General features: G+C 60.2%; 9 protein-coding genes. All 9 read right to left on the reverse strand.

Annotated features, from left to right (window positions below; translation table 11 throughout):
* Positions 1-291: 291 nt before the first annotated feature.
* Positions 292-1,161 (reverse strand): tetratricopeptide repeat protein, encoded by an 870-nt coding sequence (locus tag CEC48_RS00925; protein ID WP_088422028.1) that lies wholly within the window; start codon positions 1,159-1,161, stop codon positions 292-294.
* Between the two features lie 488 nt (positions 1,162-1,649).
* On the reverse strand, positions 1,650-2,219 hold the full coding sequence (locus tag CEC48_RS00935; protein WP_088422030.1) for a hypothetical protein: 570 nt from the start codon (positions 2,217-2,219) through the stop codon (positions 1,650-1,652).
* 13 nt (positions 2,220-2,232) lie between these two features.
* Positions 2,233-6,621: an RHS repeat-associated core domain-containing protein gene (locus tag CEC48_RS00940; protein WP_088422031.1), complete on the reverse strand. Its 4,389-nt coding sequence runs from the start codon at positions 6,619-6,621 to the stop codon at positions 2,233-2,235.
* 12 nt (positions 6,622-6,633) lie between these two features.
* Positions 6,634-7,068, reverse strand: a complete 435-nt coding sequence (locus CEC48_RS00945; RefSeq protein ID WP_088422032.1) for a DcrB-related protein — start codon at positions 7,066-7,068, stop codon at positions 6,634-6,636.
* Between the two features lie 15 nt (positions 7,069-7,083).
* The gene (locus tag CEC48_RS00950) at positions 7,084-9,024 is read right to left on the reverse strand and encodes a type VI secretion system Vgr family protein (protein ID WP_088422033.1); all 1,941 of its coding nucleotides are present in this window, start codon (positions 9,022-9,024) and stop codon (positions 7,084-7,086) included.
* A gap of 158 nt (positions 9,025-9,182) precedes the next feature.
* Positions 9,183-11,855 (reverse strand): type VI secretion system ATPase TssH, encoded by a 2,673-nt coding sequence (gene tssH / locus CEC48_RS00955; RefSeq protein WP_088422034.1) that lies wholly within the window; start codon positions 11,853-11,855, stop codon positions 9,183-9,185.
* Entirely contained in the window at positions 11,848-12,891 is a 1,044-nt protein-coding gene (gene tssG / locus CEC48_RS00960) for a type VI secretion system baseplate subunit TssG (RefSeq protein WP_088422035.1), read from the reverse strand. Before tssG ends, tssH begins: the two co-directional genes overlap by 8 nt.
* Positions 12,855-14,714 (reverse strand): type VI secretion system baseplate subunit TssF, encoded by a 1,860-nt coding sequence (gene tssF, locus CEC48_RS00965; protein ID WP_088422036.1) that lies wholly within the window; start codon positions 14,712-14,714, stop codon positions 12,855-12,857. The genes tssG and tssF overlap by 37 nt, the downstream gene beginning before the upstream one ends.
* Complete coding sequence (gene tssE / locus CEC48_RS00970) at positions 14,711-15,226, reverse strand: type VI secretion system baseplate subunit TssE (RefSeq protein WP_088422223.1); 516 nt, start codon at positions 15,224-15,226, stop codon at positions 14,711-14,713. Before tssE ends, tssF begins: the two co-directional genes overlap by 4 nt.
* Positions 15,227-15,235: the final 9 nt, after the last annotated feature.

Genomic DNA, 15,235 nt, shown 5'->3' on the forward strand with positions numbered 1-15,235 from the left:
CCAATCGGTTATTTCACAACTATTTTGACTCCAGCACCAGTGAACTTGTCCTTGTGGCCCGAACAGATCGCCCAGAACGTCAAGCGCAGCCTCACTGAGCACGAAAAATGGCCTTAGCGAAGCGCTTATATCGAACTGGTAGTTTTTCTTCCCTGAATCGCTTTTGCGCAACTCCAGCGCTATAGGCGTCGGTGGTTTTCCAGTCGGCATCGCTGCTGGCTGAGGAAAAAAATGAACCCGGCCACTGATTCGTTTTTTCACTTTATGGTTTGATCCCATCCGTTCTCGGGTTTATTTCTTGCTGTTCATCACCGGGTCGGCGAGGTTCTCATCACGATCATTCATGCGCTGCAAAAGTTTGACTGCACGCGAAAAACCTTGAGCGGCTGAGCGTTCCAGCCACTGTCGGGCTTGTTCAAAATCCTGCTCGACTATGTGCCCATCAATATACATTTTCGCTAAGTCAAACTTGCCGTGGGCATCACCGGACTCTGCTCTGGGAAAGTGAAACCCCACCGTTTTGGTGGTTGTATCAATCTCCCAATAGTCGCGTTTGTTTGCCTGGAACAGCCGGACGGTTTGATCGTTTATCCATTCAACAGCGCCTAGCAGGGACTCAAAAAGACCCAACGCGATGCCGATTCGTGTAGCGGTGAAAAATGCTTCAGGTGTGTTTTTGGATCCTTGCACCAGAACGCCTATATGGATGTATTGATCCGTACGCCAAGCGGCCGTCGCAGTGAGCGTTTTGGACGGGTTTTTTAGTGCGCGTCCGGCGGTGCCTGAAAACTGATAGTCACGTTTGATAATCTCGGCATGGAGCTTGTGTATCGGATCGGCATCCCAGCCTTTAAGCACCGCGAGCGACAACAGCACTTCATGAATGTCCTCGATTAACGAACGGCGAATGGCACCCTCCGCAGCGTCCGCTGGTAGCTTATCGAGGTGCTTGAATGGATGAGAGTAGATGCAGACATCCGTGAGTGTTTGCTCCGCCTCGACTGGTGCTGGCTTAAGGATTATTTTGGCGATTCCGCCAGCAGGCAGCCTGCATTTGGTTGCAAGGAGATAAATATAGAGTACGGCTGCCTCTCGAATACTTTGAGCCTGGAGGCTCTCCGGAGGGCAGGCGATTTCGAGTGTTGATAAATATTTGCTCATCAGAATTTCTATCTCGTCGCGTTTGGCAGTGAGTTGCCCGCTGGGTTAATCACCGATCCTGCCCGGCGTCGTTCAACGTAACCGGCTACTCTTGCTTGGCGGGAGGGGGTGATATTCCTATTTACAGTGGCTGGCGAACGATATCGCTTGTAGGAATCGTAATTCGTTAAATAACTCCGTTACTCGATTACCAATCACCTCTCCAGGCCTCCGCGAATCTGGCTGGGCTTATGTAAATTGGACGAGGAAATACCCGGCCTCATCGCCTTCCTTCATCTTTTTCGCTCGGTTGTCGGCAAAAACGTAGCCGATGCCTCCGCCAAGTAATCCCTCATGGACCTCTTCAGTCGGTGGGGAAACGGGGTCAGACCACGGTTTCATAATTATCGAGTAGTCAGTATTTCTCGATTCGTGGATTGACCCCATTTTCTACTCTGACCGAGCCGCTCGGTTTTTGGTGAACTTGTAATTCAGTCCTTGTCCCATTTTTATTGAGCGTCGAATAGTGCTTGCGCGCCGAGTACGGCCTTGTTGACCCGTTCCGAGGCTATAGCGCTGTCGACGCGCAAATCTTCGGGCAAGCACTCGTACTTCATGAGTTCGTTCTCAGCAAGGACTCCACGTAAATGGGCAATGACCCTGAAAATGATGTGGTGCATACGCCAGCAAATGGACGGCTCAATATTAGCCAACTGTTGCTCTGTCGCGGGTTTGCTAATGCCACCTGTCCAAATTTCCGAATCAAATGCGAATTGAATCGCATCATATCCAGACGACGACTTTTTGTAGTCGGGATCGCTGAACAGAATCTTCCAGCGAGGAATACCTGAAAAGCGCAGGCTGCAGAAAATCGGTCGGAATAGGCGTTTTGAGGTATCTACCTCATTGATAGAAGCAGGCATTTTTGTATAAAACTTTGCGAAAATCTCGATCAGGTGCCCCAGCGCCGGTGGAATGAGCTCGATATAGCGGGCAATCACAAATCCAGGCTCATCTGATGCATTGAGAGCCGGGATGTAAAAAAGATCACCGGGTTTAGGTGTCGTGAGGTTTTTCATACAGCGGCCTCTTCTAAGTGCAGGATTTGATTTTGCTTGGTTTGATGCCCAGCGCCTTGGCCGCAGCCCTATAATTTTTATAGTGAGTTTTACCGCGTGTATCGGTTCGACTTTTATTGATGGGTTCGATGACGTTGCCCGGAAACTTGCCCTTGGTTTTGTACTTCTCTCGATAGGCTTGTTCATAGCCTTTTGCTTGAGAGTAAGTCATCTTTCCATCTTGACCCTTCAACACCCTCAGCTCTCCATTACCCAGCCGCGTAGTCTTGTCATGCTGTCGTTCACGTGCTGAAGGATTCTGTTCGGTATGGCCTATGTAGTAGGGCGTTTTAGCATTCGGAGCGTAGAGCCCATACACATAAAATCCGGGTTTGTTGAGGGGGGTAGGAGCCCAGCCTAATGGATCCAGCCAGGTAAAAGGGTTGGCGCCATAAAGATAGAGATTCAAACCCCCTTGCAGGCCAATGGGATCCGGGGTGGTAAAACGACCTACATCCGGATCATAGAACCTGAAGGTGTTGAAGTGCAGCCCGGTTTCCCGATCCAGATACTGACCTTGAAGTCGCAAGTTCTGTTCTTCGAGATAGTACGGCTCGCGTATCTCCTCAAGCGTATTGCCCCAGACCCGATAGGTGGCTTGCCAGACTTGATGCCCGTCGACCTCGGTTAATTGCTCCGGTATTCCGTTGAGGTCATTGTGGTAGTACCGGGTGTTCTGTAGGGCCCCCTGGCCATCCACGCGTGCAAGAGGTTCAAAACCATCGTCCTCGTAGATGTACAAACTGGTTTGTTGATTGCGATGTTCTTGCAGCAACCGCAGGGCGTCCCACGTAAAACGGGTTTGACTTGATAAGTAGCCACCGTCTTGCTGGAGCGACTTACCTATTCTGCGGCCCAGCGGGTCATAGGACATGGTAACGACGGTGCCTTTATCGTTACGCACCTCCGTCAAGCGGCTCTCAGCATCGTAGGCGAACCGCTGTACACCATGGCGAGCGCTGCGCTTTTCGATCATCCGGCCAAATGCGTCGTAGCGATAACGCTTGTCTTGATAAGTCAGCAGCTTGTTGTGCACCACCAGCCCGGCACCTGGTTGTGGGCCGTCGAGCAGGTTGGCGGCGGCGTCGTAGGCGAATGTTTCGCGCTGGCCTTGCAGGTTGTCCTGGCTGGCGATGATGCGGCCGGTGGCGTCGTAGTGCAGCAGTTGACGGTGTTGTGCTGCGGGCTGTTGGTCGAGTTTGCCGATCAGGTTGTCGGCGGGGTCGTACTCGAACTGCTTTTGCGCGGCTGCTGGCATCAACGAGGGCTGGCTGACGTGGCGTCGTTGGCGTGAGCGCAGGCGGCCGCTGCGGTCGTATTCGCTGCGGGTAATGATCTGGCCTTGGGTGCGCAGCACTTCGCGGTGCAGGCGGTCGCGCTCGAAGTCGCTGATGACCTGACCGTCGATGTTGATCTGGTGCAGATGGCCGCTGCCGTAGTACAGGCGATTGAGCCAACGGCCGTCCGGCAGTTGGGTCTGGATCAGGTTGCCGAGTTCGTCGTAGTGGTGTTGCAGATTGCCCGCTGAACTCTGTTCGGCAAGCAATTGGCCAAGGGCGTCGTAAGCGAAGCCCAGAGCTTGGGCATTACCCTGCAGGTCGGTGAAGGTGACTGCCGTCAGTTGGTCCAGCGCATCGTAGCTGTAGTCGGTGCTGCCATCGTCGGTGACTTTCGCAATCAGTCGACCTACCGCATCGCGCTCAAGTTGATGAACGATGGGCGCCGGTGGCATCTCGGGAACCACTGCCAAGCCATTGCCATAAGGCGCTGCAACGGCGGTCACCGCCGTGATGTTATTCAGGCGGTCGTAGTCGTAGCGCTTGGCGCTTCCGTCAAGGTCCTGTTGCTCGGTCAACCGATCCCCGGCATCCCAGGCAAACCGATAACGTTCGCCGTTCTCGTTGATCAGCGCTTGCAGCCGTCCGTAGTTATCGTAGCCGAATTGCACCTGACGACCGTGGGCATCGGTACGCTGGCGCACCTGGCCACGACGGTTGTGCTGGTAGAGCGTGGTGTGGCCGGCGGGGTCGGTATAGCCCACCAACTGACCGCTGGCATCACGCTGATACTGCTCGGTGCGCCCGTCCGGCAGTTGGCTGTTGAGCAAGCGCCCCTGGGCGTCGTAGCTGAATTGAGTACGCTCGCCGAGGGCGTCGGTGATGACCTGCAAATAGCCCCGCTCGTCGTAGCGAAAGCGCGTTGGGTAACCCGAGCAATCGACATGCTCGACCAGTTGCCCGAACGGGTTCCAGCGCAGCTTTTTACTTTTGCCGGTGGCATCAATGATTTCCACGACCTGGCCGTGGACGTCATAACGGTAGCGGGTGATGTGGCCCAGCGGATCGGTTTCGGCAATGCAGTTGCCGCGTGGGTCGTAGCGGTACTGCCAGCTGTTGTCGGCTGCGTCGGTCTCCACCAGCGGCAACGCCCAATGTTCCAACCATAGGGTTGAATCGCTGCGACCCAGCGGGTCGGTTTCGCCGATCAGGTTGCCCGCCTCGTCGTAGCTGTATTCATAGCGCCCGCCCTGCGGGTCGGTGGCGCTGAGCAACTGGCGTTCGTCGTTCCACTCAAACAGCCAGGTCTGGTCGAGGTTGTCGCTGTACTGAATGATCTGGTGCTGAGTGTTCCAGTGCCGGGTGCTGACCCGTTGCAAACTGTCGGTAACGCGGGTGAGGCCGGTCTTCAAGTCATAGTCGAACTGGTAAGCGTCGCCCTCATCGGTCCAGTGTCGGACTACACGCCATTCCAGGTCTTCAATCAAGGCCCAGTCATAGAAGCAGCGCAACCCGGTGGGCAACTGATGCTCCACCATTCGGCGCCCGGCGTCGTAAGCGAAGCGCCGTTGCACCTGGCCGCTGGCATCGCGTACCTCAGCCAGACTACCTGCTGCGTCGTAGCCATAGCTCACGAGTACTTCACGGTGTTGGTCGGGATAAAGACGTTCGATGCGAGTGACCTGTTCACGGTCCCGGATCAGTTCGACCTGCACCAGGTCGAAGGTATCGCGCAGCCGCACCAGGCGTCCGCCGGCGTCGTAGTCGATGTGGATGCGGTTGTCGTTGCGGTCACCGAGCTGTATCAGGCGCAGTCGCGACGGGTTTGCTGGTGTAGGCTCGAACAAGCGGTACACGCCGTCGTCGCTTTCGATCAGTAACTGCCCATTTAGGTGTCGCCGCACCGCGAGCCCTTCACCCGCACTGAACACCGCGCTGCCCAATGCAATAGAGCCCATGTCGATGGGCCGCCCCTGCTCGTCGGTGTAGACCAGCGTCTCGCCGCCTTCGGGATGAGGCTGGATCTCAACACACACCTCGTAAGGTACGCCCCAGCCTGCGCCGAATAACCCATCGCGTCGCTCATCGCGGCTGTTGTAGAAGCGCTGCCAGTCAATCGGCAGGATGCCGGGCAATACAAAATCCAGCTCCTCGGCATCGCCCAGCACTTTCGCGCCGGTTGCGGCGTGCACCGGGTTGGACGAGCCCATGGCGGCGTTGGCCATGGCCCCCATCGCGCTGCTGACAGCCATTGAGGTCGCACCGCCAATCAACATGCACGGCAGTTTGCTGAAGAACTTCCCCTTGCCACCCTTGAGCATCAGTAACGCGGTGACCGCCAGCCCTACGCCCGGAGTCTTGCCGCTGCGAATTTCACGCACCACGACCGAGCCGCCGCCAATGGTCACGTTCGACGAAATCAGTCCGGACGACACCACCGTCGCATCGCAAGTGCTGCGGTCGCCGCTACGGACGGCGGGTTGGCCGTTGACCGTGACCTTTTCCGAACCCTCTGCCAGAAACTGCGGCGGCATTGGCGGATGCTTCATGCAGACGACCAGGTCCAGCGGTTTGGGCACCGCGCCGGGTGCGGGAGTAGCGACAGTGGGGCGCCACATCTGGGAGAAAAAGCTCTCGGCCATGTCCAGGTAACTGGCTTCTGCTTCAGGCTTGGGGTCTTCCTGTTCTATACCAGCCGGTGCGACATGGGACGTGATCGCACCGGCAGCGCGGGCGGCAGGAATGTTATTGGTGAGGGTATTGGTGGAGCCGGTAAGAATATTTGCCTGCACCGTGGGCGGGAACAGTGCGTTGCTGAAGCTCTCGCATAAATTGCTTAACCCCTTGTCCGCCCCGCTCTTGCTCATGGCGAAGCCGACAATCGTGCCCACAACTGCGCCGAGCAAGAAGCAGCCGAGCCCGCCGGTGACGACGGTAATGCCGGTGGCGGCAACCACGGCAGCGGTCGCGACGGCAGTGATCGCGATATTGGCAGCCACCTCCAGCACACCGCCGAGGATGTCAGCCATCATCGAGGTATGCGACAGCGCATCGCCCATGCGGGCCGCCCATAGAGCGTCAGACATGCACGGTGCTCATCAGGAAATCGCGTCGAACGACAATGAGTTTTTGATCGTCGCCCAATGCGCCGCTTCGGCATCACCCAGCTTGTCGGCCTTCACGTAACTCAAGGCGAGCATCTTGCGCGTGCCGGGCAATACCAGCGCCAATTGATACTGGAATACCTTGTCGTTGCCCTTGTTGAACTGGCTGCGCAACTCGATGCCTTCCACTTCCTGGGCCGCGCCCAGACGCACGGTAACACCCGGCTGGTAGCGCAGGTCCTGCACCTGTTTTTCCAGGCGTTTGAGCTGGTCGTCGAAGTTGCTCTGCAAGGTTTCACCCTCGGCAAGGAAGCTGCGGCTGACGATCAGCGAGGTGCCCAAATCGGGGAACTTGAGGATGTTGATCGTCGCGTCCTGCAGCTCGCCGGCAGGCAGTTGGAACTGGAATTCGTTGATTCGGTACGTCATGGAAAACAGGTCTCGTCAGGAGCTTTTAGGCGGTGGGAACGCGGCTTTCACGTTGGCATCGATGCTGGCTTTGGAGCCCTGTCCATCGGGTGTCGCGCCGGGGCCGCCGCCGTTGTTCAGGTGCAGCACGCCGCCGGTATTGAACTCGGCGTCGCCGCTGGCGTAGAAGCTGATTTGCACGCCGGTGAGGTTTATTTGCCCGCTGGCGTTCAGCTCCAGGATGCTTTCGCCGCACACCAGCCGCAGGTTTTCACCCACTTCGATGACGTAGCTCTGGCTGATGCTGTCGGTCTTCTTTTGGCCCACCGAGAGGATGTCTTCCTGCTTAACGATGCGCAGGCGGTTATTGCCAATGGTCACCGTCTCGTTATGCCCGATGCTTTTGTTCCGGTCATGCCCCACCGAATGACTTTCATCCACCTCAACCACGATGTCCTGATTACGCTCGGCGTGGATGTACAACTGCTCCAGCCCCTTCTTGTCCTCCATGCGGATTTCATTGAAGTTGGCCGGCGTGCCGCCTTTGCTGGAGCGGCTTTTCATCCCGCTTTGGGTGGCGTTTTCCGGCAAATCGTAAGGCACGGTCTGCTCAGCGTTGTACACCCTCCCGGTGATGATCGGCCGGTCCGGGTCGCCTTCCAGGAAGCTCACAATCACCTCCTGACCGATCCGTGGAATCTGCATCGAGCCCCAGTTTTTCCCGGCCCAGGACTGCGACACGCGAATCCAGCACGAACTGTTTTCGTTGGACTGGTCGTGGCGGTCCCAATAGAAATGCACCTTTACCCGGCCATATTGATCGGTCCAGATTTCCTCGCCCTTGGGCCCCACCACCAGTGCCGTTTGCGGGCCTTTGACGATGGGCCGGTAGGTGTTGGCCAGCGGGCGGAAGCTCTGTTGCGCGTCGATGCAGGTGAGGGTGCTTTCGAACTGGGCCGAGGCTGCGCCGCCGCCGCTTTCGAGGCTTTCCTGGGAGACGTAGTAGCGGGCGCCGACGATCAGGTATTCGCGGTTCTGGTCGCGGCGGCTGAAGCCGGTGAGGCTGAACAGATGCCCGGAACCCAGGCCTCGCGCGTTGCCGCTGAACTCTACTTGTTCGTGCAGGGTTTGCAGGGCTTCGATGCGGGTGCGCGCGTAGTGTTCGCCGTCTTCGCTTTTGACGTAGGTGCCGGGGTAGTCGTACAGCGGGTAGTCGCCGGCGGTGTGCGGGCGCGGCATGGCCGAGCGTACGTCGATGCTGGCGCTGGGGCGCTGGAAGTCGTAGTCGTTGAGCTCAAGGGAGCCGGGCTGTACTTCCTGCGCCAGGTGCCAGTTGTGCATATGGTCGCGCTCGCGCTGCTGCTCGTCCTTGGGGTAGTAAGGCACCGAGTCGTAGCCGGGCACGTTGCTGTGGGCGCCATAGGCGTCGGCCAGCACCAGCACGTGGCGGTCCTGTTCGTGGCGGAAAAAGTAGTAGATACCTTCCTGTTCCATCAGGCGGCTGACGAAATCGAAGCTGGTCTCGCGGTACTGCACGCAGTATTCCCACTCGCGGTACGGCCGGCTCAAGGCGTCTTCGAAATCGGAAAAACCCAGGTCGCGAAACACCTGTTTGATGATCTGCGGGATGCTCAGATTCTGGAAAATCCGGCAGTCGGAAGTGCGGCTCAGCAGCCATAACCATGGGCGCAAGGTCACCTGGTAACTGGCGAACTGGCCCTGGTCGATGTTCTGGCTGCAGCGGGCGACGATGCCGTGGAAGTGCCGCTCACCACCATCCGCCAGTTGCAGGTTCAGGCTCATCGGCTTGCCCAGCAACTGGTTGAGGTCGATGTTGGCGTCCAGCGAGGTCAGCTGCAATTCGAAATTGAACAGTCGCCCCAGCTCTTCGCCGCCACCCATTTCATTGAGCAGCAGTACATCCGGACCCAAGGGGCTGGTGATCTTGGCCAGGCGTGAGGCTTGGTTGAATAGCATCGGTTAACCCGTAAATTGCGTAATAACTGTAGGAACCGGCTCCAAATGTGGGAGCGGGCTTGCTCGCGAATGCGGTGAATCAGCCACCAGATGCATCAACTGATGCACCGCCTTCGCGAGCAAGCCCGCTCCCACAGTTTTGATCGCATTCCGTCAGGTCAATCGTTGAAGTCGTAGTGCAATTCGTTATCCCGCGTGCTGATGCGCACGCCCGCCAGCGCCTTGCCTTCGAGCATGCGGGTGAGGAATTCGCGGCTCATGTCCGGCAGCAGGCTGTTGGTCAGGAGGGTGTCGATCATCCGCCCGCCGCTTTCGGTTTCGGTGCAGCGGGACACGATCAGGTCGACCACTTCATCGTCGTAGTCGAAGGCGACTTTGTGGGTGTTCTCCACGCGCTTCTTGATGCGGTTGAGTTGCAGGCGGGTGATTGCCTTGAGCATCTCGTCGCTCAGCGGGTAGTACGGAATGGTCACCAGGCGGCCGAGCAGCGCCGGTGGGAAAATCTCCAGCAGCGGCTGGCGCAGGGCCTTGGCGATTTCCTCGGGCTCGGGGATGTTCGCCGGGTCCTTGCAGACCCGGGAAATCAGCTCGGTACCCGCGTTGGTGGTGAGCAGGATCAAGGTGTTCTTGAAGTCGATCACCCGGCCTTCGCCGTCTTCCATCACGCCCTTGTCGAACACCTGGAAGAAGATTTCGTGCACGTCCGGGTGGGCTTTTTCCACCTCATCCAGCAGCACCACGCTGTAGGGTTTGCGCCGCACCGCTTCCGTTAGCACGCCGCCTTCGCCGTAGCCGATGTAACCCGGTGGCGCGCCCTTGAGCGTGGACACGGTGTGGGCTTCCTGGAACTCGCTCATGTTGATGGTGATCACGTTCTGCTCGCCGCCGTACATGGCTTCGGCCAGGGCCAGGGCGGTTTCGGTCTTGCCCACGCCGGAGGTGCCGGCAAGCATGAACACGCCAATCGGCTTGCTCGGGTTGTCGAGGCCGGCGCGGGAGGTCTGGATGCGCTTGGCGATCATCTGCAAGGCGTGGTCCTGGCCGATGATGCGTTTCTTCAGGTGCTGGTCGAGGTTGAGCACCGTCTCCAGTTCGTTGCGCGCCATGCGGCCCACCGGAATGCCGGTCCAGTCGGCGACCACCGAGGCCACGGCCTGGTAATCCACGGTTGGCAGGATCAGCGGGGTTTCGCCTTGCAGGGTGCTGAGGCGCTGTTGCAGGTCGACCAGTTGCGCACGCAATTGATCGCTCTCGTTGTTACCCGCATCACTGTCCACAACACCGGCTTTTTCACGCAGCGTCGCACGGGTGGCGAGCAGTTCGTCCACCAGGGTTTTCTCTTCGGCCCAGCGGGTTTCAAGCGTCGCCAGGCGCTCACGCTCGGCGCTCAGCAGCGCTTCGCTGTTGGTCTGGCGCGCACCAATGGCGATGCCGATCGCATGCTCGCGGGCGATGATTTGCAGCTCGGTTTCCAGTGCCTCGATACGGCGACGGCTGTCGTCGACTTCCGCCGGCACCGCGTGCAGGCTGATGGCGACGCGGGCGCAGGCGGTGTCCAGCAGGCTCACGGATTTGTCCGGCAACTGGCGCGCTGGAATGTAGCGGTGGGACAGCTTCACCGACGCTTCCAGGGCTTCGTCGAGGATCTGCACCTGATGGTGTTTTTCCATGGTCGAGGCCACGCCGCGCATCATCAGCAGCGCCTTGTCTTCCGACGGCTCGGCCACTTGCACCACCTGGAAACGGCGGGTCAGGGCCGGGTCTTTTTCGATGTGCTTCTTGTACTCGGCCCAGGTCGTGGCGGCCACGGTACGCAAGGTGCCGCGAGCCAGTGCAGGCTTGAGCAGGTTGGCCGCGTCGCCGGTCCCGGCGGCGCCACCGGCACCCACCAGGGTATGGGCTTCGTCGATAAACAGGATGATCGGTTTCGGCGAGGCCTGGACGTCTTCGATGACCTGGCGCAGGCGCTGTTCGAACTCGCCTTTCATGCTCGCGCCGGCTTGCAGCAGGCCCACATCGAGGCTGCGCAGTTCCACGTCTTTCAGCGCGGGCGGTACGTCACCGGCGACGATGCGCAGGGCGAAACCTTCGACCACGGCGGTCTTGCCGACACCGGCTTCACCGGTAAGGATCGGGTTGTTCTGGCGGCGACGCATGAGGATGTCCACCAGTTGGCGGATCTCTTCGTCACGCCCGACGATCGGGTCCAGCTTGCCGCTGCGGGCTTGTTCGGTCAGGTCGACGGTGAAGCGCTTGAGGGCTTCCTGCTTGCCCATCGCGCTCGGGGCCATGGCGCCGCTGGCTTCGCCGGGCACGGCGCCGCCGTTGAAGCCGTCGCTGGCACTCAAGGCATTCTCGGGCGAGTCGCCGACGTATTCGTCAAAGCGTTCGCTCAGGGCTTCGGCCTTGATCTTGTCGAACTCCCCAGACAAACCCAGCAACGCATGGCGCAGGCTCGGCGTCTTGAGAATCCCCAGCACCAGGTAACCGGTGCGCACCTGGCTTTCGCCAAACATCAGGCTGCCGTACACCCAGCCGCGCTCGACGGCTTCTTCCACGTGGGACGACAAGTCGGTGATCGACGTCGAGCCACGGGGCAGGCGGTCCAGGGCTTCGGTCAGGTCGCGGGCCAGACGTGCTGGCTCAACGTTGAACTGGCGGATGATGCGGTGCAGGTCCGAGTCCTGCAGTTGCAGCAACTGGTGAAACCAGTGGGCCAGTTCCACATACGGGTTGCCCCGCAATTTGCAGAATACGGTGGCGGCTTCGATGGCCTTGTAGGCCACGCTGTTGAGTTTGCCGAACAGTGCGGCGCGACTGATTTCACCCATGCTCTGGATTCCTTGAGGTGTTGGCGTGTTCGGCGTAATGCCGGGCCAGGATTAGGTCGTTGGCGTCGTGCTCGGGTTGGCCGAGCCAGGTGTTGAAGCCCAGGCGGAACTGGCCATTGAGTTGCAGGGCCGGCACTTCGGGTTGTTGCAGAATCAGGTTCAGGTCCCAGTCCAGTTCATGGCCCAGGTATTCGGCGACCCACGCCACCAGTTCGTTGAACGGCTGGCTGCCGGGCAGCATGCCCATGTAGTCATCGAGCTTCAGCGGGCCCAGGCGAATGCGGAACTTATGCTGGCGGTCCCACACATGGCTGCCCAGGCAAAAATCCACGCCCAACTGGTTGGCGCTGACACTCACGCGGCTGCGTTCGGGCAGTTCCAGCCATTGGCCGACGTATTCTTCGATCTCCACCGGCAGGCCGAAGTACTCGCCCAGAATCGCCTTCAGGCCGTCCGGGTAGCGGGTTTGCGCTGACAGGTGGCCGCTGTAGTGCAGCTTCGCCGTGTCGGGGATCAGGCCCTGGTTGAGCAGGCTCGGTGTACCGCGACCGCTCAAGGCTGCGAGGCGCGCCGACCAGTAATCATCGTCCGGGCGGTCATGGCTGACGGTCGGCCGTGCCTCGGCCCAGGCCCGATAAAACAGGGTCAGCAGGCGGTGGTGGAACACATCCAGGAAGCGCTTGCTGGTGCTGTCGGCGTTGTTGCGCTGGCGTTCGCGCACGTACTCGGTGATGTGCAGCGGCAGCGGGCCGTTGGGGCCGCCAAGGCCGAAGAAGAACTGCTCCAGGCGTGCCGGTTTGCCGTCAGCACCGGGCTCGACCGAGGCCAGTGTGGCCGGCGCAAAGGTGCAATCGGCTTGCTGGCCGAGGCGCAGCGGATCATCCGCCAGGCGCAGGGAATGCCCCAGGCGTGGCAGGTCTGGCGATTCGCACTCGATACGGCGCAGCGCCTGGAAGAAGTCATATTCCCAGGGCTCCTGATGCATCGCATCCAGGGTACTCACAGGGTCGGACGACGTCCGGGCTTGGCTTTCCATCGCATGATCTCGCCGCGTTCGGTGGTACGGATCACCGTCTCGGTAAAACTGTTGATCGACACGTAGCGTGCCAGGAACCGTTCAAACACCGCACCGAGCAGGAACACGCCGGTGCCGCGGAACGCGTTTTCATCAAATTCCAGGGTGATCTCCAGGCCCCGGCCAAACACGATCGGGCCGGGCATCGGCAGGCGACGGGTCACCGCTTTGCTGCTGACCTCGCGCAGGCCTTCGATCTGCAATTGCAGGGCGGCGTCGTTGCTGTCGCCATACAAGCGCAGCAGTTCGCGCAGCGCCGCGGCGCCCTGGCCTTGCTCGCTCAGCGACAGGTAGTTCAACGACAACTGGCTGATCAGGCGCCAGGCCTTGGCGTCATGGGCATGGCTGGCGCGTGGGCGGCTTGGCCCGGCGACGCAGCGCACCGCCAGCACCGGGGCGCTGTCGGCCAGGGTAAAGTCGGTCTTGCCGTTGCCCACGCTCATGAACAGCGGCAAATCGCGGTTGGTGCACAGCGCGGTAACGCCCAACTGGCGCAGGTCATGGCGGTACGGCGCTTGCTGGCTGTCCACCAGGCTGACGAAGGTTTCGCTGCCCACGTAGGTGGAACGCGGCCCGTTGCGGCGTTGGTCGCTGGACAACACGCGCGGCTCGCGGCGCACGCTGTAATACGCCTGGTCACGGCCGTAGCGCGATGGGTCGCGCACTGCGTAGAACGGCAAAAACGGCTGCTCCGGCCCGGTGCCGTGGCCCGTGATGCCGCTCAGGGAATGAATCTCGAAATCCATCGGCCGGGTGCGGTCGGCGATCACGTGGTGTTCGTTGACCCGCTCGGACAAGTGAATCCGGTCCACGCGCTTGGGAAACAGGTTGATCGCCGGGGTGCAGAACGGCACGAATTGCGCCTTGCCGACGCTGCCTTCCAGGCTCGGGTCGTGGCGGTCGAACAGCACGATCAGTTCCAGCTCCTGGCCGTCGCAGCGTTTGACTGCGCGGCTCAGTTCGGCGAATTCGACGAACAGAAAACGGTGGGGCAGGGCGAAGTATTCCTGGAGCAAGCGATAGCCCTGGAAGGCGCGAGGTACCACCGGCATCGCTGCATCGGCGTCGTCAAAACCGCGCGAGCGCAATGCATCCGGCGGCAGGCGTTCCACCCAATCACCGCCAGGCTTGCGCGCGAACACCGCGCAGGCATTGCCCAGCAGTTGTTCGTAGAGGCGGAACGGTTGCTCGTCGGCACCGCTGAGGTACAGCGGCAAGTTATCCAGCGCGAGGCTGTTGAACGGCAGTTCGGCGCCGGTACGCAGGGTCAGGCGCAAGCCGGCCTTGGCCTTGGGTTCACTGGCGGCCAGGCGCCCGAGCACCGCCGACGGGTTGCCGAAGTACTCGGCCTGGGCGACTTGCAACGGCCACAACGTCACCGGGTGAGCGGTGCGGTACTCGCAGCAGGTCTGGGTTTCGCGGCCCAACGCGGCGCGCAATACGGTGTCGCGGGGCAGCGCAAAACCGCTGGCCAGGGAGCCTTCGTCGGGATCGGCCTGTAGCTGCACCACGGTCATCGACGGGGTCGGCGCCAGGTAGTGCGGGTAGGCGATCTCCAGCAGGTTGTTGGTGAAGGTCGGGTATTCGGCGTCGAGTTTGAGTTGAACCCGGGCGGTCAGGTAGGCGAAGCCTTCGAGCAAACGTTCGACGTACGGGTCGGCGCAGTCCATGCCGGACAGGGTCAGCCGACTGGCGATCTTCGGGTATTCCTTGGCGAACTCCGCGGCGCTTTCGCGCACGTGGTGCAGTTCCTGATTGTACAGCTCCAGCAGGCGCGGGTTCATGGGCGTCTCCGCTGGTCGGCGTTCACCACGCGCACATGGCCCGACTCCAGATCCAGGTCGGTTTGCAGCAACAGGCGCAACGGCACCGGCTGCGCCCACAGGTCGCCCTCGATCTCGAAACTCAGCGCGTTGTGGTTCATCTCGCCATGACCCACGCGAGCCTTGACCCGCAGGGTATGGCGCAGGATGCGCGGCTCGAAGGTGGCGATAGCCTGGTGGATCAAGGCTTCCAGGGCACTGACATCCACGCTGGAGACACTGTTGCCCGCCAGCGCCGGCAGGCCGTAATTGACCACCGAAGTACCGGCCGGCGTGTGCAGCGTGGCATCGGCATTGAGCAATGAAGTGGTGTTGAGCAGCCACGTCAGGTCACGCAGCACCGAGGCTTTTAATTGGCTCAGGGACAGCACGCGTTTGTCGGCGCTTTCCTTGGGATTGGTCGGGTCATCGTCGGTCAACCGGTCCAGCAGGGACGGTTGCAGGCGATCGCGGGAAGCAATTTCAGTTACCACCAAAGCAGC

The organism is Pseudomonas sp. K2I15, assembly GCF_002204795.1.
Lineage (GTDB): Bacteria > Pseudomonadota > Gammaproteobacteria > Pseudomonadales > Pseudomonadaceae > Aquipseudomonas.

What these genes read in the sequence shown, in the direction of transcription:
- CEC48_RS00925 (WP_088422028.1), bottom strand. Translation starts at nt 1,161, where the DNA reads ATGAGCAAATATTTATCAACACTCGAAATCGCCTGCCCTCCGGAGAGC.
- CEC48_RS00935 (WP_088422030.1), bottom strand. Translation starts at nt 2,219, where the DNA reads ATGAAAAACCTCACGACACCTAAACCCGGTGATCTTTTTTACATCCCG.
- CEC48_RS00940 (WP_088422031.1), bottom strand. Translation starts at nt 6,621, where the DNA reads ATGTCTGACGCTCTATGGGCGGCCCGCATGGGCGATGCGCTGTCGCAT.
- CEC48_RS00945 (WP_088422032.1), bottom strand. Translation starts at nt 7,068, where the DNA reads ATGACGTACCGAATCAACGAATTCCAGTTCCAACTGCCTGCCGGCGAG.
- CEC48_RS00950 (WP_088422033.1), bottom strand. Translation starts at nt 9,024, where the DNA reads ATGCTATTCAACCAAGCCTCACGCCTGGCCAAGATCACCAGCCCCTTG.
- tssH (WP_088422034.1), bottom strand. Translation starts at nt 11,855, where the DNA reads ATGGGTGAAATCAGTCGCGCCGCACTGTTCGGCAAACTCAACAGCGTG.
- tssG (WP_088422035.1), bottom strand. Translation starts at nt 12,891, where the DNA reads ATGGAAAGCCAAGCCCGGACGTCGTCCGACCCTGTGAGTACCCTGGAT.
- tssF (WP_088422036.1), bottom strand. Translation starts at nt 14,714, where the DNA reads ATGAACCCGCGCCTGCTGGAGCTGTACAATCAGGAACTGCACCACGTG.